The sequence below is a fragment of the Neobacillus sp. BF23-41 genome, from assembly GCF_041106275.1.
On the sequence record NZ_JBGBPR010000018.1, the window covers coordinates 55,406 to 75,434 of the forward strand.

The following is a 20,029-nucleotide window of genomic DNA, read 5'->3' on the forward strand; positions in this document are numbered from 1 at the left end:
AGTTGTCACAAAAAATAGAATATTCGAAATAATATAACTTCCCATTTATCATTTATCTTTCATATTTTTTTATTTTACTTTAAGTCAATATTATCGTCTACATAATATTTTATATTAATGAAGGAAAGTGGCTAATAAAAAGGATGCACATACTTCCACCCATAATTAATAGAAAGTACATCAATAGCCTGTTAAAAATGTCCAATTTTAGAGGATTTTGAAGAATTATAGTAAATGTGAAGGTTTCACTCTTTATTGTTTTATTATTTCAATATAACAAACTTACAAGTCACTAATACCTGACGATTAACCCCCTGCTTCCATACAATCACCTGCACTATAATACTACTACAGTTACCGTTTTTTTTCTTCTCTGGGAATGGAGACAATCAAATATTATAGGAAACATGATTTATTTCACATACAAATGAATCCAAATATTTTAGAATATTCTTTAAAAATAGAAATCAGGTGAGGGTATGACATTGTTAAAAGAATTTTCAGATGTAGAAATGTTTATAAATTCATTAAGTTTGCTAGGTGTGGACTGCTTCTTTGGCTGTGACGAACAAGAGTTAATGCTTTTGAAAGATACAAATGTCCGTTATGTACGTATGCAGCATGAGCAAGCGGCGGTTCATGCTGCAGATGGTTTCGCTCGTGCTACAGGCAAACCTGGTGTAGTCCTGCTAACCACTGCTTTAGGAATAACCAATAGCATTACTGGGATCGCAACTGCTTATAGTGACTCGGTGCCGTTAGTCATTATAGCAGGACAAATACAGGATGATCCGCTCCATACCAATCATGAAGCGTTTCTTGTATTAAACATTTCAGGACTTACAATGGCCATTACGAAGGACGCCATAAAAATAAATAACATCGAAGGCCTCCAAGAAGCTCTTAAAAATACCCTAACGATGGCGACTAACGGGAGACCAGGACCTGTTTTGCTTGAACTCACAACAGATACAACGATGAATGTTACCCAGAACCACCGTTTAGGGCGACCACAGCTTATAAGGAGAAATAGAGGAGAAAATTCTATAAAAATGGCCAAGAGTTTAATGGAAACAGCAAGAAAGCCAGTGATATTCATTGGGGGCGGGATCATCTCTTCAGGAGCTGCCGATTATTTAAGAGAAGTTGTACAGCAAACTCGAATCCCAGTCGTAAGCTCCCTTATGGGGATTGGTTCTATGGAAGCAGGAAACCCGTTGTACCTGGGGATGCTCGGGATGCATGGGACGTTTGCCACTAATAAAGCCGTCCATCATTGTGACCTTTTAATTAGTATTGGGGTTCGTTTCAGTGACCGAGTGACAGGAAGAATCAGTGGTTTTTCGCCTTCATCGAAAAAGATCCATGTGGATATAGATCCTGCTGAAATCAATAAAATCATCCCTATCGACTTGCCGATTGTCAGCGATGCAAAAGAGTTTCTTTTTACATTGAAAAATCAATTAGATTATCAAAAAATTAATGAAAATACTGGAATTTGGTCAAAAGAGGTGGTCGAATGGAAACGGACGGTCCCTCGTTTTGATCAATCCAACAGTGTGTTGAACCCTCAGACGGTAATTCGGCTGTTAAGTGACTCTTCCATTCAGGATACTGTTGTGGTAACGGACGTGGGTCAGCATCAAATATGGACTGCTCATCATTATGCTTTTACCAGTCCGCGGACACTGATTACATCCGGCGGATTGGGGACCATGGGCTACGGACTGCCTGCAGCAATTGGAGCAGCTGCTGCTTGTCCGGGAAGGTCTGTCATTTGTGTCTCAGGCGATGGCAGCTTTCAGATGAATCTTCAGGAATTGATCACAGCTGTGAAGTATCAGCTTCCGCTAAAAATCGCTATCTTGAATAATGGCTATCTTGGCATGGTGCGCCAATGGCAGGAACTGTTTTATCAGGGGCGGTATTCCCAAGTCAAAATGACTTCACCGAATTTCGCCCAATTGGCTCAGGCATACAGTGTAACCGGATTTAGGGCCCAGACCGAAGAAGAAGCTAAGCAGATTATTAGGGAAGCATTTCAGTGTACCAGGCCAGTTCTCATGGAGTTTAATATAATGGAAGAAGAAAAAGTCTATCCGATGGTGCCCCCAAACCATAACAACCATCAAACCATACTATCTCGTTAAAAAAACGCCAAACCATTGTGGAATTCAAAGGTTTGGCGTTTTTTTTAGGAAGAAATCGTCCAGGAGTGTAAAAATGAGCGAATTTTTACATTTTATGAACGAATCATTGCATTTTATGGGCGGATTTTCGATTCCAAAAGGTGAGAATAGATTCTATCAGCGAATCTTTAAGTTCTATCAGCGAATTTGTATGTTCTTTCAGCGAATCCAGGAAGTTTAGGTCTATATTAATTTACATTAGTTATGAATGAAAAGTACGGCTATACAACGTGTACTTGTCAATACGCTCCCGGTTCGGTTCATACCCGATACCGGGTTGTTTTGGAATTGTAATCATCCCTTCTTCCACTGTTACTTCGGGATCAATAATATCTTCCTTCCAATACCGGGCAGAAGCAGCTGTATCACCTGGGAGAGTAAAATTAGACAGGCTTGTTATTGCAATATTATGTGCCCTGCCAACTCCAGCCTCAAGCATGCCGCCACACCAGACGGGAATCCCATTCGCCTCACATAAATCATGGATTTTTTTAGATTCTGTTAAGCCTCCGACACGCCCAATTTTAATATTAATAATTTTACAACTGCCAAGTTGAATGGCTTTTCGCACATCATCCACACTATGGATACTTTCATCCAGACAAATTGGTGTCTCGATTTGCGTTTGAAGCTGCGCATGATCAATGATATCATCAAAGCCCAATGGCTGCTCGATCATCATTAAATTGAACTGATCCATCGCCTTAAGCGTTTCGATATCCTCTAAAGTATAAGCGGTATTTGCATCCGCCATTAATGGAATATCTGGGTAGTGTTTTCGAATCTCTGCTAAAATGTTTAAATCCCATCCTGGTTGAATTTTCACCTTGATCCGTTTGTATCCTTCTTGTAGATGACCCTCAATCAATGCTAATAATTCTTCGACCGTATCCTGGATCCCAATACTGACGCCGACTTCAATCTTTTCTAATGTTCCTCCAAGGGCACTCGATAGACTAACTCCTTGCTGTTTCGCATAAGCATCCCAAATGGCCCCTTCAAGGGCAGCCTTTGCCATATAATTCCCACGGACATGATGAAAGCGCTCGGAGACCTCATCTGGATGAGAAATTGGCTCTTTCAGAAGAAGTGGAATCAGAAAATCCTCCATCATATGCCAATTGGTTTTGACAGTTTCTTCTTTATATGTGGCATCAATCGCAGCAACGGATTCAGCCCATCCCGTAATGCCATCCTTCGTTTTGACTTCGACCAAAATAAAATCTTTATCATATTCGGTCCCTACAGCGGTCGTGAAGGGGTGTAATAGATCCATTTTCATATGTCTTAACACAATTCGTTGTATTTCCATACTATTTATACCTCACTCCGTTAAGTATGTTTCTTGGTTAATACATAATGATGAAGGTAAGGCTGATCACTTTTCCGTAATGCCGTAACCGTCCACCCTTTGCTCATATAATGGGTAAAAACCTTGCGCGTTTTCATTCTCCATTCTAATGCAGCATTTAAATTATTCGATTTAATCGTTTGGAATTGATTTGGAACCGGAACATAGAGGAGATTGGCCCAGGCATCCCTCTCGCTATCTAGAAAAATATCCTTCGGTACCGGCAACCCCTCGGCATCCTCTTCCACTTGAATCAAGAGGGGCACTTCATGGTTATCAACGAAATCTTCCATCCGCTTAGACGTTTCCTCAGCTATGTTCCATTCCACTAAAAAGCGATCAGATGGCAACCCTGCATTAAGAATATCAGGCATTTCACCATAACAATTCTCAATATACTGCGTACACACTCCGCCTAATTTGCTTAAATTAAGATATCCATTGACCGTTTCCAGTGGGTCATACGTCCACGTGATGAGTTGATAGCCCATCTTTCGCGCTTCTTCACGCTGCTTTAATTTTAATTTCTCTCCGATTCCCATTTTTCGAAAATCTGGATGAATCCCCATACTATGCGAACATAGATAGACTTTTGTCCCATCAAATCCTGGAAAGCTATACTGAAAGCCAATTAATCGAGTTCCAGAAAAAGCGCCAATCACCATCCCGCCATTTTTAACAACGGCAATGCTATGGGTAACGGGTACTGGATCCTCATCAGCCCAAACAAGACTTTCTAAATCTCTCACAGCAGTCAATTCTTCTGCCGTATGTAACATGCGTATCGTAATCAGTTTTTGTAAGTCCATATTGAGTAACTATCCTCCTGACACTTGATTAGATGACATTTTTAAGAAAGCTTTTTAAACCACCGCAGGCTGCCATGATCAGGACTAGACATGCTATTCACAAACCAACCATATACTTTTTCATAATGATCCACCATTAATGGTTATTTTCATTATTTTTTGAAGCGGCATTATAAAGTAGACTTGTTAATATTTTCGTTCCATACAGCAGTGCCTTTTCATTAAATTGCATGTCCGGGTGGTGGAGACCAGGACGCAAGTCACAGCCTAATCCAATCATGGTTGCCTTTACTTCCGCATTTTGCATGGTATAGAAGTGAAAATCTTCTCCTCCTTGTGAAATACAATTGTCTACTACATTTTCTTCTCCCAAGACAGAGGCAGCGGCAGCCTTTGCTAGTTTTAAAGCTTCCATATTTAATCTTGCAGCAGGAACAAATTCTTTCACGGTTCCGGTTATACTTGTTCCAGTCAAAGCACCGACCTTCTCTAGCAAATCCACTGCTCTGGACTGCAGTTCATCCATTGCTTCATTTGTACTTGCACGTAAGTCCAAAATAAAATTAGCGGTTTCCGGAATGACATTGGAGGAATCTCCTCCAGCATGTAACCCTGTCATTTTAATAGAAAAGGAGTCCGGGCTTTTTAAACGAATGTTTTGCAAGGCCTGAATTAAGTAAGAAGCGGCTTCGATTGGATTGATGCCATCCTGTGGCCGCGATGCATGTGCTTGCTTTCCCTTGATGACCCCGTAAATGGTTGCACAGGAACTATGAACAATGGCAGGAGCCACTTTCCCCATTGGAACTTCCATCCATGGACGAAGATGAATACCAAATAAGTATTGAACGCCTTTCAAAGCACCCTCTTGCATCATTCGCAGCGCCCCCTCCCCCTTCTCCTCTGCTGGTTGAAAAATAAACCGGATCGGCTTAGTGTGAAAAGATTTATTAGCAGCTATGGCTAAGGCAGTATGTAATACCATGGTGCTGTGGGCATCATGCCCGCAGGAATGATTGGGTTGAACCTTCCCTTTCACTTCTTGTAATAGGGCATCCATATCGGCACGTAAGGCAATGATCTCGTTGCCTTCTCCTGGAATATCGGCAACAATACCAAAATGCCCTTCGTAAGTCTTAAATGAGATCCCTGCTTTCGCTAATTCTTCCTGAATATATTGTGAAGTTTTCTGTTCCTGCCAGCTTGGCTCCGCCAATTGGTGCAAATCTGCATAAGTCTTTAGAATCGCTTGTTCCTGCTCGTTCATAAAATTAATAAGCTGGCTCATAGTCGAAGTCCTTTCCTAATTTTTCATTCAACAAACACACCATAGTTCGAGTAAAGTTCTTCTAATTTCTGCTGTCGAACTTGAATTTGCTCAGGATTTTTAACCTTCATCCCAGCAATGATAAAATCCAACAAAATGATGGCAGGTGTGATGGAATGGGCGGCCGATTCGGAATCTTCTTCTGTTGTCAGCGTATAATCGGCGATTCGACCAATCGGTGACAATAAACGATCAGTAACGCAAATGATTGGAACCCCTTGTTTTTTGGCACATTCTGCAATATGCAGGGTTTCCTTCGAATAACGAGGAAACGAGATAATAAATAGAACAGATCGATCACTTAAATCGGCTAACCGCTCATAGATTTCTTCTGTTGACGGACAAAGTGTGACTTGATCTCGAAGTGTATGGAGCTGAAAAGAAAACCAGTGAGCTGGTGCATAGGATGCACCCATTCCCAAAATGAAGATCCGATCTGCTTTGATTAAAACATCAACGACTCTCCAAAGTTCGGTTTCATTGAGCTGGTGATTGGTTTGTCGCTGGGAAAGAATTTCCTTTTCCAAGATTTCCGTAAAAAGAGAAGTGTGCTCTTCCTCTTTTTTTTCGATTTTGGAACTTGTACTGAATGGATGCAAACTTTTGTTTACAATCTGCTGTTGAATGTAATGGAGCATTTCGCTAAATCCATTGAATCCCAGCGCATAGGATAGTCGGATGACAGTGGTTTCGCTAACATCTACCTTTCGTCCAATCATAGTTGCCGTGTCAAAAGCTGATTCATCTAGTTTTTCGATCAGATGTTTGGCTACTTTTTTTTGTCCAGGAGACAACGTTTCATATTTTTCCTTAATAAGCGTTTCAAAGTTTTTCATATGTCCTCCAATCCATGCAGGAAATGCTTCATTTTAAATAAATGTTGCAGTAACTTCTTTAATGTTTATTATTATACATTATTTGTTAAATATTTAGAAATCTTTTTTATAAAAAATTTCTTGTTTCTTTAAAATCCACTTATAAACAAAAAAGTGTCAGGCACCATCCAGTAAATGGGTGGTGCCTGACACCTAGCTTTTATGATGCATCCTTTATTGGAAAAAACAAAAAAGCCGCCAAAGCAGCTAGATCTTCAACTATTACTTCCCTTTAATTTAATAACTGGTACCTATGTACACAATTTTTAAGAAATCAAATTCGTAAACCTACGATTATCACTTTCCTACTTCATACTTCATATTAAATGACAATATAGTACTCCGCCCCGATTATCATTAAATTCTAAGATTATTTCAGTTGAAGAATGCTTTTTTATCTTATTGTTTTTGTACTTGAGTCCAAACCATTTGTTTCAATATATTGGTACTCAGTTTCTAGTTCACCCAAAGTCCATTCATACAAATGTTTATTATTTTTTTTAAATATTCCGGATCTAATTAGTTCACTTATTAAAAATTGCCTTTTTTGGTGGACAGCTTTTCGTTGGTTATTTTTCATTAAGAAGGGTTCCACTCCTTTCATTAAGGCAATTATAAATGAGATTTTTTAAGAATTTGTCGATTGAATGGGTATTTAATGACTTTTAAAGGAATTGTTAACCTTCTTTAACAAAAGAAAATGTCTTTCTAAAAATTTAATCTAAAAGTTAATTTTGAAAATAATTCTTAATAAAACTTAATATTATCGTAAACCTGAAAAGTTTTTATGTATGATACATTGAATTTAACTTTAATAACAAAAGGTACATAGAAATTTAAAAAAAATTAGAAACAAGAATGAGTGGATCACATGTTAAATGTAAAAGAGGTTACTGAACTGCTAAGGGATGAAGGGATAACAGCTAGTGAACAAATCGTCATACGTTGGATCCTCGAAGGGAAAATAAAAGCGAAAAGGACCAAACATTTTAATATTGACTTCTTGATCCAACCAAAAGATCTAGTAGCATTCATATTAGAAAAGAAAATTGAGGACAAGATTAAACAATTTGGTATGGATTATCTGCACTGGGAAAAGACGTTACAAGAGAACCAGAAATTAAAAGAGGAAATCGAAGAGGTAAAAACTACTATTCGGATCGAACAAGCAAAAGTTAGTGGCTTAAAAAAAATGTTAAAAGCAGAATATGCTCTTTCCGATCATCCCCCACTTACCTTTAATTCATTATTTGGTTTAGATGCGGAGGCTGACAAAGCAATGTTGAAGAAAGAGTTTAAGAAACTACTTAAAGCCCTTCATCCCGATCGAGCTGGTGACGAAAGACTTTTTAAAGTGTTTTTTGAACATTACAAAAAGACCATTTAAATTTAATATTTTTCTACAAACAGGAGAAGTACCCTTTGATTTACCGTCTTAATTTGTCCGATTAAGACGTAATTTAACTATTCATTATTAAATATGGAGATTAATGTAGATAAGTTTTAAAACGTGATAGCAGGAAAAAATCATCTCGTTACAAAAATAGTAAAGAAGACGTAACAGATGTCTAATGAATAAGTTGAAAGGTGGTCATTTTCCTTGAGTATGGATTTATCCCTACAACAAATCGTCGAAGGTCTACCGAAGTCCTTATTAAATGCATCTGATAGAGATTTGGAAGGATTCCAAAAAATTATCGAAGAAACAATAAAATTAAGAGAAGGTCATAGAAACTTGCAAAAAATGGTTAAAAACTTCTCAACCACTACGATTCAGCGAGCTTAAAATTTAATTTGAAAAAATATTAGGAAGGTAAAATTCACCTTCCTTCCTTTTTGCTGTTAGGGAATGGATGTTGTTTTTTTCCTAGGAATTACGTTTTAAGGATATTGAATGTCTATAAAAACAACAAATTTTACGAAAACAGCTTTTCTTTTTTAACAACTAATTGTATTATTCAACAGTTTTAGCATATCCGCAAAATCAAAAGGTGCTTCTTTCCTCACGGAGTCTGCAAATTGGGACACAAGCTTCAATGTTTCAATGCTCTGTACAGGATAATTTCCTGCAGCACTTTCAGCAGACAACATCACAGCGTTTGTCCCATCCATTACGGATTGGAATATATCTGTGACCTCCGCTCTTGTTGGCAGAGGATTCTCTACCATTGATTGCAGCATTTGGGTTGCTGTTATGACATACGTATCCAGCCGGTTGCATTCGCTAATCATCGCTTTTTGTAACAATGGTATCCATTGATAGGGCAGCTCTACACCAAGGTCGCCCCGGGCAATCATAACGGCATCAGTTTCCGAACAAATTTTCTGGAAATTTTGAATAGCCTCAACCGTTTCAATTTTGGCCACCAGCTTAGGGGTATGTCCCTCCACACTTTTCATAAAGCTGCGAACTTCTTTAATATGCGTTGCCCTGCGGACAAATGAGCAAGCTATGAAATCAACTTCTTCTTGTAAAAGGAATTGAATATCTTGTTTATCTTTTTCAGTAAGGGCAGGTAAACTGGTAACAACACCTGGAAGATTTACTCCTTTATGGGAAGATATTTCCCCTCCTGATTTAACTGTGGTAACAACTTTAGTTTGCTCTACCTTCGTAACTTCCAACTCCACGGCGCCATCATTAATTAAAATTCGATTTCCTGATTTTACATCTTTAATTAAACCTTCATAATCGACACTTGCTTGTTTATCGTTACCTACTACTTGATCGATGTGAAGGGAAAAGGACTGTCCTGTGTTAAGAGTGATTTTTTCACCTTCCACTTCGCCCAGTCGTATTTTTGGACCTTGGAGATCACCCAATACTTTAATTGGATGTCCTGTCTCTCCGCTAAGTGTTTTTAATAATCGAATGACATTCCTGTGGCTATCGTGAGTCCCATGAGAAAAATTCAATCGTGCAATCGTCATCCCATGATTAATCAACTCAGTGAGAACTTTTTTATCATTACTTGCCGGTCCAATGGTACATATACGATCAACTGACATGGTATCACCTCAATTTTATGGTCGGTATTATTGTGCCCAAAGTAGCTTTTATTAGGAATGAATAAAAGAAGTAGGGTAAATCCTAAAAGTTTTATGTTTCCAACAGAGCGTATATCTTCAATTGTTAGCTCCATTCCAACATAAATTATGATGAAGAACTTTCTTTTAAATGGCTTACATTGGAACTATGTTATCTGGTATGTAAAAGAGTTTCGTGATTAACACTAAGGTTGTCCTCCTCTGGACTAACATAAATTTTCAAAAGAATGGTTGTAAGGAAACTTAAAGGAGGTATAGAGCAATGCCAAAAGTAGAGGTTTCATGTGCTATCTCAAACTGTACGTTCTATGGCTCAGGTAATGTATGTACCGCTGAAAAAATTATGGTTGAAATGGATAGTCATGCAAGATATGATACAGAAATGTCTGATGAGTTAGGTGAAAAGAACCATACTGATGAAGTGAGCCGTTCAGCCGAAACCTGTTGTAAAACATTTAAGTCTAAAAAAAGAAAATAATATTCATTTAAATAGAAATTCCTCTTGTGGGCAGCAAAGGAGATAAGGTCAATAACCTTCACTCCTTTTCTGTCCTTTAAATATTTAAAACTGCTTATCGTGTAATGATCTTCAATTTTTTATCAAATAAAGCATTTGGATTTTTAAGTAAAAAAATCCGGCCCCATTTATGAGCCGGATTTCTTACGTCTGCTTTAATTCTAACCTTCGTGCAACTAGTGACAAAGCATAATTAACAATAAAGTACATCAACGCAACTATGACAAATACAGGTATCACATACGATCCTTTTTGCGCATAAACAATTTGTCCATTGTGCAATAAATCCGGTAAGGCGATGACGACAGCTAACGATGTATCTTTAAGCAGAGAAATAAATTGACTCACAATCGGAGGAACCATTCTTCTCAGCGCTTGGGGCATGATGATATAGCGTAATGTCTGGGTGTAGGTCAGGCCAGACGCACGTCCTGCTTCCACCTGTCCTTTTTCGATGGAGTTTAAACCGCTTCGGATAATTTCCGATATCATCGCCGATTCAAAAACCGTCAATGCTGCAATAGCCGCTGAAGTTATTTCCATTTCAATTCCGATTTCGGGCAATGCGAAATAAGTGAAGAAAATGATCAGCAGCAAAGGAAGGTTTCGAATCGTCTCAACAATCACGGCAAGTAATTTAGAAACAACGGGAATCCTCGCATATCTGAGCGTTCCTGTGAGACCGCCAATAATGAAGCTAAGCACAATTGAAATGGCAGCGACCTTAAGAGTGACCCCAAACCCTTCCAGTAAAAATTTAATATTGTCCAGTGTATACACTTCAATGAACGGTGCTAGAAAATCCATCTACACAGCTCCTTAATTACTTCTTGCCATGCGTTTTTCTAAAAATCCTACGCCAAGACTTAAAGGTATTGTTAAAATTAAATAAAATAAGGCCACAAAAATATAGGTATCAAAAGTTATGTATGTCTTTGCCGAAATTAAATCCCCCTGATACATTAAATCCCCACCTGCGACTACGGCTAACAATGATGAATTTTTAACTAAATTGATAAATTGGTTGCCAAGAGGAGGGATGACGATCTTAATAGCCTGAGGGAGTATAACCATTCTCATTGCCTGGCCGTAACTCAATCCTGTCGAGCGTGCAGCTTCCATTTGCCCTTTTGGAACAGACATAATTCCGGCACGGATTGCTTCAGCAATGAAAGCGGCTGTATAGATGGTCAATCCGATGGTTCCTGCAGTCATCCCGCCAAAATTTCCAGCTAAGTAAGTGAAAAACACGATAACCAGTACAGGTATATTACGGATAAATTCAACATATGCCGAACCAAGAAAGTTAAGAGGTTTAAATGGGGCAATTCGCATGATTGCAATAAGTGTTCCCAAAATAAAACTGCATATTAATGCTATTAAACTAGCAATAATCGATATTTTTAATCCTTCCAAAAATGAATCGATATTATTTGTTAGTATCGAGAAATCCAGCAAACGATCTCCTCCTAATTCATCAGAATGAGCAGGTCCGCAAACTTGCCTGCGGACTGCTGCCCAACCTGACGAGAAACCCGATATAAATAATTAATGTTTAATCCATTTATCCTTAATTTCATCGTACTTCCCTGAATCCTTCAGGCTTTTTAATGCTTTATTCAACTCATCGACAAGCTCTTTATTACCTTTTTTAACAGCTATCCCATAAGGCTCTTCTGTGAACGTTCCTCCGACCAATTCAAAGGACGGATCTTCTTCTGCCATACCATAAAGGATCGCATCATCTGTGGTCAGGGCATCACCCTTACCTGACTTTAAGGCTGTAAAAGCTTCAGCATAGTTTTCAAATTCAAGTACGGTTGTTTCAGGAGCTTTCTCACGAATATTTACGGATGAGGTCGAGCCTTTAACAGCAAGCACCTTCGTTCCTTTTTTCAAGTCTTCGATGCCTTTAACCTTGCTTCCTTTTTTCACTAGCAATGATTGCCCGGCATCAAAATATACATCCGTAAAATCGACTTCTTTTTTACGTTCTTCATTGATGGTCATAGTGGCGACAACCGCATCAACCTTACCATTATTTAAGAGTCCTACCCTCGTTTTCGAAGTAACCTCTACATACTCAGGCTTAACCTCTTTGCCAAACATTTCTTCGGCCAATGCTTTAGAAAGATCAATGTCAAACCCTTCCACCTCACCTGTCGAAGGATTTTTCAATCCAAACAAACGAGTATCATGTTTTACACCAAATACGATTTTTTTCTCTTCTTTAATCTGAGCAAGTACATCCTTACTGCTTTCTTTCGAGGCCTTGTCCCCTCCGCATCCTGCAAGTAGGATGGCAGCCATAGTTGACACTACCGCCATTTTTACGAAATTTCTTGTTTTGAACATTCCATTTCCTCCCTATTAATGATTTAATATACGGCTGAGAAATAAGCGAGCCCGTTCTTCACGCGGATTCTCATAAAATTCAGCCGGAACTGCTTCTTCTAATATTCGCCCCTCATCCATAAAAACGATTCGGTCAGCAACCTCCTTGGCAAAGCCCATTTCGTGGGTTACGACCACCATCGTCATACCTTCTTTGGCCAAGGCTTTCATTACATCCAGTACCTCGCCAATCATTTCAGGATCAAGTGCTGAGGTCGGTTCATCGAAAAGCATGATCTCCGGGTTCATTGCAAGGCCACGGGCAATGGCTACACGCTGCTGCTGACCTCCGGAAAGCTGGGAAGGATAAGATTCAGCCTTATCTAATATCCCTACCTTGGTAAGATAATGACGGGCTGTTTCCTTAGCTTCTTTTTCGGATTGGCCCAATACTTTCATCGGCGCAAGAGTGATATTTTCAAGCACTGTTTTGTGCGGATATAAATAGAAGTGCTGAAAAACCATGCCAATATTGCGCCTCAGCTTATTGATATCTGTTTTTTTATCCCCTACTGATATCCCATTTACGGTGAGTGTCCCGTCAGAGATGGTTTCCAGATGATTGATACAGCGCAACAAGGTACTTTTCCCTGATCCAGATGGACCGATTACTACAACTACTTCACCTTGATTGATTGTAAGATTAATATCTTTTAAGACATGAAAATCCCCATAAAACTTATGTACCTGATTAAATACAATCATTCTTGACCTCCTGATTTAAAACCTATTACACGTGAAAATTCCATTATTAGTAATTTTCAGAATATCTTAAATTATATTTATATTTTGTCGAATTGTCAAATCATGACAATTTGCCTAGAATTTTCCGTTATTTAACACTTTCTCGAGTTAAAGATGTCTAAAGCAAAAAGGTGTCAGGCACCATCCATAAAATTGGATGGTGCCTGACACCTTTTAATAGAGGATTGTCGGCTTCCATTTATCTTACTTTTTCTTTGTCAATCGAGCTCTTTGATTATTGCTTCTTTTTCAATCTATATCCTATATAAAGGACCATAAACCATATAGGTGCTACAATTAATGCTCCTCGCATGCCCTCAATAAAGGCCATTAAGACCACAACAAGTGCTAAAAAAGCAAGGGCTAAGTAGCTTGAAACTGGATATAGCGGCATTTTAAATGCTAGTTTTTTTACTTCTTCTGTCGTTTTTGATTGTCTGAACTTTATTTGGGTAATCAGTATTATGGTCCAGCTAGTAATAACCGCAACCGTTGCAACAGAAGAAATATAGATAAATACTTTTTCAGGAACAATATAATTTAAAAATACTGCCACTAATAAAAATGATGACGAAAATAGGATTCCACGTCGTGGTGTAGAATGCTTGTTGAGCTTTCCAAAATATTTCGGACCATTATTTTGTAGTGATAAATTGTATAGCATTCTTCCAGTACTGAATAAACCACTATTAAAAGCAGACAACGCTGCTGTTAACACGACAAAGTTAATAATATGGGCGGCCCCAGGAATTCCGATTTTATCAAAAATTAACACAAACGGGCTGCCATTCGTCCCTACTTCATTCCAAGGATATAAACTCATCATGATGCCTAGTGCAGCAATATAAAAAATTAAAATCCTCCAGACCACATTGTTGATTGCAGATGGAATTGATTTTCGAGGATTTTTAGCCTCCCCTGCGGTAATCCCGACCAGTTCTACCCCGCCAAATGAAAACATCACTAGAACCAATGACATGAAAATACCTTTTATCCCATTTGGCATAAATCCTCCATGAGTCCAAAGATTGTTAAAACCGATGGGCTGGCCTTCGTTGCCGATACCTAAGAGGATCATACCTAATCCAACAACAATCATTCCAATAATCGCAACCACTTTAATCATCGCGAACCAGAATTCAAACTCTCCAAATGCTTTAACACTTGTAAGGTTAACCATTGTGATTACAACAAGTGTAGCAAGTGCTGTCAGCCATTGTGGAATTTCTGGAAACCAGTAGTTTACATAGACACCGACAACTGTAATTTCCGCCATCCCAACGACAACCCACATAAACCAATAGGTCCAACCGGTTAAGTAACCCGCAAACGGCCCTAAATAACGATTTGCGTATGAACTAAATGAGCCGGAAACCGGCTCATCTACAGCCATTTCCCCTAATGCTCTCATAATGGTAAAAATAACTAAGCCTCCGACTAAGTATGAGAGCAAAATTGACGGACCAGCCATTTGAATCGTTGCACTTGAACCATAGAACAGACCTACTCCAATCGCACCTCCAAGTGCAATTAGCTGGATGTGCCTGTTGTCTAGACCTCGTTGTAGTTGCTCACTTTCATGATTTTTGCCCAACACTAAAATTCCACCCTTCTTAATTATTCTTTTACAATAACTAAGATCGATATTCCTTTCCACATGAAAGAAAATTCAATAAATTCATCCTTCACCGAATACTTCAATTATATTACAAGAAATTTCAAGTAAAATATTCCTCTATTTCGTATTATTGGATTGAATATGTCATTTATATAGGAAAATTGTCATAAATCTATTTTACCTGTAATGTTGTTCATCTAATTAAAAAGAAATGTAACAGTAGCGTTCTGTAAATCGTGTACTAGCACATGATAAAGTAATACCATACGAATTTACAGGAGGTAGCCACATGAAAAACAATTACATGAAAAAATTAGTTGTAGCTTGTGTAGCTACATTTGCACTTATAGGTTTACAAATTAATCCGGCCGAGGCTATTACCCAATCTCCAGTTGTAAAAGGAGATAGCCCTTGGGAACTAGGACAACAATATGGATTAGACACTGATAAAATAGAACAAGTTAATAATCAACCGAACGATTGGGTTTATATAGAAGAAATGTTGCAAAATCCTGATCAACCGAAAGTAAAAGCAATAAAATCATCAAAACCTGCAATAGAAACGCCAGAAAAAAAACAAGAGGAACCAGCAGTGTCAATATCAAATGAAGAGAAAGATTTATTTGCCAGATTAGTAGAAGCTGAAGCAAAAGGTGAATCTTATGAAGGAAAAGTTGCAGTTGCGACTGTTGTATTGAATCGAGTTGATTCTCCTCATTTCCCAAATACAGTGACCGCTGTAATTAAACAAGTAGTAGGCAATAGCTATGCCTTTTCTCCGGTTCAAAATGGTGAAATTAAAAAGCCAGCATCAGATGAGTCGAAACGAGCAGTCGAAGAAGCACTAACGAGAAATGATCGCTTAAATGATTGCATTTATTTTTATAACCCAGAAATTGCAACGGATGATTGGATTCGTACGCGTGAAGTAGTAAAGACGATTGGTGATCATGTATTTGCAAAATAATGAATCAAGAGCCGTTGATGACGGCTCTTTTTGCTTGAAAAAAACGTTCTTATTCCTCTTTACGATGGAAACCCTTTAAAGGTTCGCTGCATTAAAGGTATCTCCTCCCTCAATGGTGCCGTTTTTAAATCCTTTATTAAACCATCTTTTTCTCTGTTCGGAAGTTCCGTGAGTAAAGCTTTCAGGAACCACATAGCCTTGTGCTTTTTTCTGGATATTATCATCACCTACAGCATTTGCGGCATTCTGTGCCTCTTCCAGGTCGCCTTTTTCTAGGTACCCCTTCCCTTGCGCGTAGTGGGCCCAAACACCCGCCAAGTAGTCAGCCTGCAATTCAAATCTAACCGAATAATCATTGGTCCTTTTTTGGGCTTGTGATGCTTGGTCTCCGCTATGTAAAAGGGTCTGGACGTGGTGTCCCACCTCATGGGCAATGACATACGCCATCGCAAAGTCACCAGGTGCTTGGAATCTTTGTTTCAATTCCTCATAAAAACTTAAGTCAATGTAAAGCTTGTGGTCACCCGGACAATAAAAAGGTCCTACAGCCGAACTAGCCGACCCACAGGCAGACTGAACACTGTCCCGGTACAAAACGAGCCTAGGATTCTCGTATTGCAGCCCTTTCTTCTTGAATTCGTCTGACCATACGTCCTCTGTATCAGCAAGGACAACAGAAACAAAGTCGGCTAATTCCTTCTCTTGAGCAGATTCTTGATAAGGAGGAGTTTGTGAATCCAAATCATTTGTCGATGTGTTATTGCCAAGTAAATCTCCTGGGTTCCCTCCGAGCATCGTAAAGAGGAGAACAATAATAATACTGCCTACCCCGCCTCCAATCACTGTTTTACCACCCATGCCCATTCCTCTTCGGTCTTCAACGTTTGCGCTTTGCCGTCTTCCTCTCCATTTCATTTTTTTACCTCCCTCAAGTATTAATAGAGAATTATTAATCGTTAGCTATTACCATAATGTTATACCCACAATACAGATAATTAATATTGTATATCTTCTGGAAATTATCAACTTTAACAATAAATAATAACAAATTTTAATATTGACAATTATCAGATAATAAGAGAGAATGAACGCGTGTACATTATAAGTTTAGAGGTGATATCTTGGCTAACCGGAAAGATGTTGCAAAATTAGCCGGCGTTTCTGAAGCCACCGTTTCACGAGTATTTAATAATATCGGTCCCTTACGTGAAGAAACCAAACAAAAGGTTTTGCAAGCCGCCCAACATCTGAACTACCACCCTAATGCCATTGCCCAAAGCTTTGCACGTGGGAAAAGTAACAACATTGGGGTCATTGTTCCTTATTTTCAAAGAGTAAACTTGATGACTACCCATTATTTTTCGGAACTTTTAAGTGGAATTGGCGCAAAGCTTGGTGAGTTTGGATATGGTTTGCTACTTTTATTTCAATCCCCTGATGAGCCGAAAGATTATGTGAAGCTTTTTCATACTCAGAAGGTAGATGGATGCATCATCCTAGGTTCCAAGGATGTTCCTGGTGAAGTGGAAGCACTTGAAAATTTACACCAATTGCAACTCCCCTATGGTCTGGTGAATCAAACTTTTTCGGGCTATCCCTTTCATTCCATTGACGCAGAACATTTTGATGGTAGTTTACAAGCCGTATCCTCTCTGCTAATGAATGGGAATGAACAAATTATCTTTTTAAATGGACCAAATGAATTTTCGAATAGTATCGAACGGTTACACGGTTATGAAACTGCCCTTTTGAATGCGGGTATTCCCTACAATCCTCAGTTCGTTTTTCAAGGGAATTATAGCCGTAAAAGTGGTTTTCAAGCGGCTGCCGGTATAGCTTCTTTACTGCCAGAGATCCATGCTATTTTTGCCGGGAATGATCGAATGGCTATTGGTCTTATGCAGGGTTTAGGTGAACAAGGCTACCAGGCAGGTCGTGATTATGCTCTCATTGGGTATGATAACTCTGAAATTTCAAGGATGACTTCCCCGCCACTTAGCACCGTTCATGTACCGCTTTTTGATATGGGGCAATTGGCAGCTGAAAAAGTTCTCCAATTGATCACTCAAGGTACCATGACAGAAATTAATGAACGATTGCCAGTTACCTTTATAGAACGGGCATCTTCACAACTTAGGACAACTTACACCAAACAATCTTAATAAAAATCGATTAAAATATATTTTTTTTTCATTCTTAAATAAGAAAAGGAGATTCGTTATGGAAACCGTTAAAATTGGAATGATTGGCTACAAATTTATGGGCAAAGCCCACAGTCATGCCTATCGAGATCTTCCCCTGTTTTTCCCTAAGATCATTCATCCTGAAATGAAAGTGATTTGTGGTCGTGACCATAACGCTGTCGCGGCTGCAGCTAAGCAATTCGGTTGGGAGGAACATACAACCGACTGGAAAACTCTTTTACAAAGAGAAGATATTGACCTTATCGATATCAATGCACCGAGTGATGTACATAAAGAAATAACAATTGCAGCAGCAAAAGCAGGCAAGCATGTTTTTTGCGAAAAACCGTTAGCGCTTACACTTGAGGATTCCAGAGAAATGCTTGAAGTCGTTGAATCTGCTGGGGTTAAACATATGGTCGGCTTTAACTATCGCTTTGCCCCTGCTGTGATGCTGGCTAAAAAGCTTCTCGACGAAGGTAAGCTAGGAGAAATCTATCATTTCCGCGCCTGGTTTTTACAGGATTGGCTCGTAGATCCGAACTTCCCGCTAGCCTGGAGACTGCAAAAAGAGATTGCTGGTTCAGGGTCTCATGGAGATCTGGGGGCCCATCTTGTCGATTTGGCTCATTATCTAATCGGTGATATTACTGAGGTTATTGGAATGAATGAAACATTTATTAAAGAAAGACCAATTCCTTCTCAAATGACTGGTTTATCTGCTAAAGGCTGCGATAGTGATGAAAAAGGCGAAGTAACGGTTGATGATGCTACCCTATTTTTAGCCCGTTTTGCTAACGGAGCTTTAGGAAGCTTTGAGGCTACACGATTTGCTACAGGGCATCGCTGTAAGAATTCTTTTGAAATCAACGGCAGTAAAGGAAGCGTCATCTTTGACTTTGAACGCATGAATGAACTTCAGGTTTATTTTGCTGATGATAGAGATGATGTCCAAGGCTTCCGCCGCGTCTTAGCGACTGACCCTTCCCACGCTTTTGCGGAAGCATGGTGGCCGCCAGGACATACGATTGGATTTGAACATACGTTTATTCACGAAGTAGTTGAACTTATGGAGTCATTCCGTGAAGATCGCCAGCCCGCTCCAAACTTCCGTGATGGCGTAAAGTGCCAAGAAGTTTTGGAGGCGGTTGATTTATCGATAGAAAAACGTCAATGGATTCGTATATCTGAAGTATAAAAAAATAAATATAAAGGAGTGTTCTAATTATGAAAAAAAAGGCATTAATCGTCTGGGGCGGATGGGATGGCCATCAACCAGATCAGGTAGCAGAAATCTTTAGAGGGATACTTGAGGAAGAAAACTTTCAAGTTGAGGTATCCAATACACTTGACGCTTATGCAGACACGGAAAAGCTGAAATCCTTAGATCTTATTATTCCCCACTGGACAATGGGTAAGATTGAAAATAAATATGCCTTAAATATTTCCGAAGCGGTTATGGCTGGTGTTGGTTTAGCAGGTTGCCACGGTGGAATGTGTGACTCCTTCCGCAACAATGTGGATTGGCAATTCATGACAGGCGGGAACTGGGTAGCACATCCTGGAAATGATGGTGTGGAATATATGGTAAACATCAAGCATTCTACAAGTCCGTTATTAGAAGGCATCTCCGATTTTAAAGTTGTCAGTGAGCAGTATTACCTTCATTTTGATCCAGCCGTTGAAGTGTTAGCATCCACTCGCTTCCCAGTTGTTCACGGTCCTCATGCTGCCAATAAAGCAGTTGATATGCCTGTTGTTTGGACAAAACGCTGGGGTCTTGGAAATGTTTTTTATAGTTCATTAGGACACCAAGCTAATATCATTACAATGCCAGAAGTTACGCTTATTATGCGCCGTGGATTTTTATGGGCTGCGGAAGGAAAGAAACGGGCCGAAGGTGTGGACGTAGCCGCACTTTATGGAAATGGCCGTGTTTATACAGGTATGGGAGACAGTCAATAATAATTAGATTTTTACTATGACCAAGAATATTAAACCGGAGGA

The 20,029-nt window shown here is 39.1% G+C and carries 21 protein-coding genes; 9 read left to right on the forward strand and 12 right to left on the reverse strand.

The window, feature by feature from the left end; genetic code table 11:
- The first annotated feature begins 479 nt into the window (after positions 1-479).
- Both ilvB and AB7942_RS22240 read left to right on the forward strand, forming a co-directional pair.
- A complete protein-coding gene (gene ilvB / locus AB7942_RS22235) occupies positions 480-2,150 on the forward strand; it encodes a biosynthetic-type acetolactate synthase large subunit (RefSeq protein WP_369448541.1) in 1,671 nt (556 codons plus the stop codon).
- A 73-nt stretch (positions 2,151-2,223) separates the two neighbouring features.
- On the forward strand, positions 2,224-2,370 hold the full coding sequence (locus AB7942_RS22240) for a hypothetical protein (RefSeq protein WP_369448542.1): 147 nt from the start codon (positions 2,224-2,226) through the stop codon (positions 2,368-2,370).
- A gap of 21 nt (positions 2,371-2,391) precedes the next feature.
- Here AB7942_RS22240 and menC read toward each other — a convergent pair whose 3' ends face one another.
- From menC to AB7942_RS22265, 5 genes are all read right to left on the reverse strand, one after another.
- The gene (menC, locus tag AB7942_RS22245) at positions 2,392-3,501 is read right to left on the reverse strand and encodes an o-succinylbenzoate synthase (RefSeq protein WP_369448543.1); all 1,110 of its coding nucleotides are present in this window, start codon (positions 3,499-3,501) and stop codon (positions 2,392-2,394) included.
- Positions 3,502-3,521: 20 nt separating this feature from the next.
- On the reverse strand, positions 3,522-4,349 hold the full coding sequence (locus AB7942_RS22250; RefSeq protein WP_369448544.1) for a GNAT family N-acetyltransferase: 828 nt from the start codon (positions 4,347-4,349) through the stop codon (positions 3,522-3,524).
- A 136-nt stretch (positions 4,350-4,485) separates the two neighbouring features.
- Positions 4,486-5,637: an amidohydrolase gene (locus AB7942_RS22255; protein ID WP_335712929.1), complete on the reverse strand. Its 1,152-nt coding sequence runs from the start codon at positions 5,635-5,637 to the stop codon at positions 4,486-4,488.
- 23 nt (positions 5,638-5,660) lie between these two features.
- On the reverse strand, positions 5,661-6,512 hold the full coding sequence (locus tag AB7942_RS22260) for a MurR/RpiR family transcriptional regulator (RefSeq protein ID WP_369448545.1): 852 nt from the start codon (positions 6,510-6,512) through the stop codon (positions 5,661-5,663).
- Between the two features lie 433 nt (positions 6,513-6,945).
- Positions 6,946-7,155 (reverse strand): Fur-regulated basic protein FbpA, encoded by a 210-nt coding sequence (locus tag AB7942_RS22265; protein ID WP_369448546.1) that lies wholly within the window; start codon positions 7,153-7,155, stop codon positions 6,946-6,948.
- A 267-nt stretch (positions 7,156-7,422) separates the two neighbouring features.
- Here AB7942_RS22265 and AB7942_RS22270 point away from each other — a divergent pair, with 267 nt between their 5' ends.
- A complete protein-coding gene (locus AB7942_RS22270) occupies positions 7,423-7,938 on the forward strand; it encodes a J domain-containing protein (RefSeq protein ID WP_088088289.1) in 516 nt (171 codons plus the stop codon).
- Between the two features lie 213 nt (positions 7,939-8,151).
- Positions 8,152-8,337 carry a hypothetical protein gene (locus AB7942_RS22275; RefSeq protein WP_088088290.1) on the forward strand — a complete coding sequence of 62 codons (186 nt, stop codon included), beginning with the start codon at positions 8,152-8,154 and terminating at the stop codon, positions 8,335-8,337.
- A gap of 152 nt (positions 8,338-8,489) precedes the next feature.
- Here the strand turns inward: AB7942_RS22275 and AB7942_RS22280 are convergent, their stop codons facing one another.
- Positions 8,490-9,560 (reverse strand): pyruvate kinase, encoded by a 1,071-nt coding sequence (locus AB7942_RS22280; protein WP_369448547.1) that lies wholly within the window; start codon positions 9,558-9,560, stop codon positions 8,490-8,492.
- A gap of 301 nt (positions 9,561-9,861) precedes the next feature.
- On the opposite strand from AB7942_RS22280, the gene AB7942_RS22285 reads away from it, so the two are divergent.
- Positions 9,862-10,077 (forward strand): DUF1540 domain-containing protein, encoded by a 216-nt coding sequence (locus tag AB7942_RS22285; RefSeq protein ID WP_335397661.1) that lies wholly within the window; start codon positions 9,862-9,864, stop codon positions 10,075-10,077.
- 183 nt (positions 10,078-10,260) lie between these two features.
- On the opposite strand, the gene AB7942_RS22290 is transcribed toward AB7942_RS22285, so the two are convergent.
- The 5 genes from AB7942_RS22290 to AB7942_RS22310 form a co-directional block, all read right to left on the reverse strand.
- On the reverse strand, positions 10,261-10,923 hold the full coding sequence (locus tag AB7942_RS22290) for an amino acid ABC transporter permease (protein ID WP_369448548.1): 663 nt from the start codon (positions 10,921-10,923) through the stop codon (positions 10,261-10,263).
- A gap of 12 nt (positions 10,924-10,935) precedes the next feature.
- Positions 10,936-11,574, reverse strand: coding sequence for an amino acid ABC transporter permease (locus AB7942_RS22295; RefSeq protein ID WP_369448549.1), 639 nt, complete (start codon positions 11,572-11,574; stop codon positions 10,936-10,938).
- 90 nt (positions 11,575-11,664) lie between these two features.
- Positions 11,665-12,471 carry a transporter substrate-binding domain-containing protein gene (locus tag AB7942_RS22300; RefSeq protein WP_088088295.1) on the reverse strand — a complete coding sequence of 269 codons (807 nt, stop codon included), beginning with the start codon at positions 12,469-12,471 and terminating at the stop codon, positions 11,665-11,667.
- A 15-nt stretch (positions 12,472-12,486) separates the two neighbouring features.
- Positions 12,487-13,215 carry an amino acid ABC transporter ATP-binding protein gene (locus AB7942_RS22305; RefSeq protein ID WP_088088296.1) on the reverse strand — a complete coding sequence of 243 codons (729 nt, stop codon included), beginning with the start codon at positions 13,213-13,215 and terminating at the stop codon, positions 12,487-12,489.
- A gap of 274 nt (positions 13,216-13,489) precedes the next feature.
- Positions 13,490-14,848, reverse strand: a complete 1,359-nt coding sequence (locus tag AB7942_RS22310; protein WP_369448571.1) for an amino acid permease — start codon at positions 14,846-14,848, stop codon at positions 13,490-13,492.
- A 313-nt stretch (positions 14,849-15,161) separates the two neighbouring features.
- On the opposite strand from AB7942_RS22310, the gene AB7942_RS22315 reads away from it, so the two are divergent.
- Entirely contained in the window at positions 15,162-15,839 is a 678-nt protein-coding gene (locus tag AB7942_RS22315) for a cell wall hydrolase (protein WP_369448550.1), read from the forward strand.
- Between the two features lie 75 nt (positions 15,840-15,914).
- On the opposite strand, the gene ypfJ is transcribed toward AB7942_RS22315, so the two are convergent.
- Positions 15,915-16,754, reverse strand: coding sequence for a KPN_02809 family neutral zinc metallopeptidase (gene ypfJ, locus AB7942_RS22320; protein ID WP_369448551.1), 840 nt, complete (start codon positions 16,752-16,754; stop codon positions 15,915-15,917).
- A 206-nt stretch (positions 16,755-16,960) separates the two neighbouring features.
- Between ypfJ and AB7942_RS22325 the strand changes: the two genes are divergently transcribed.
- The 3 genes from AB7942_RS22325 to AB7942_RS22335 are packed head-to-tail and all read left to right on the forward strand — an operon-like array spanning position 16,961 to position 19,987.
- Positions 16,961-18,001 (forward strand): LacI family DNA-binding transcriptional regulator, encoded by a 1,041-nt coding sequence (locus AB7942_RS22325; protein ID WP_369448552.1) that lies wholly within the window; start codon positions 16,961-16,963, stop codon positions 17,999-18,001.
- Positions 18,002-18,059: 58 nt separating this feature from the next.
- Positions 18,060-19,220 carry a Gfo/Idh/MocA family protein gene (locus AB7942_RS22330; RefSeq protein WP_369448553.1) on the forward strand — a complete coding sequence of 387 codons (1,161 nt, stop codon included), beginning with the start codon at positions 18,060-18,062 and terminating at the stop codon, positions 19,218-19,220.
- Between the two features lie 29 nt (positions 19,221-19,249).
- Positions 19,250-19,987, forward strand: coding sequence for a ThuA domain-containing protein (locus tag AB7942_RS22335; RefSeq protein WP_369448554.1), 738 nt, complete (start codon positions 19,250-19,252; stop codon positions 19,985-19,987).
- The last annotated feature ends 42 nt before the right edge of the window (positions 19,988-20,029 follow it).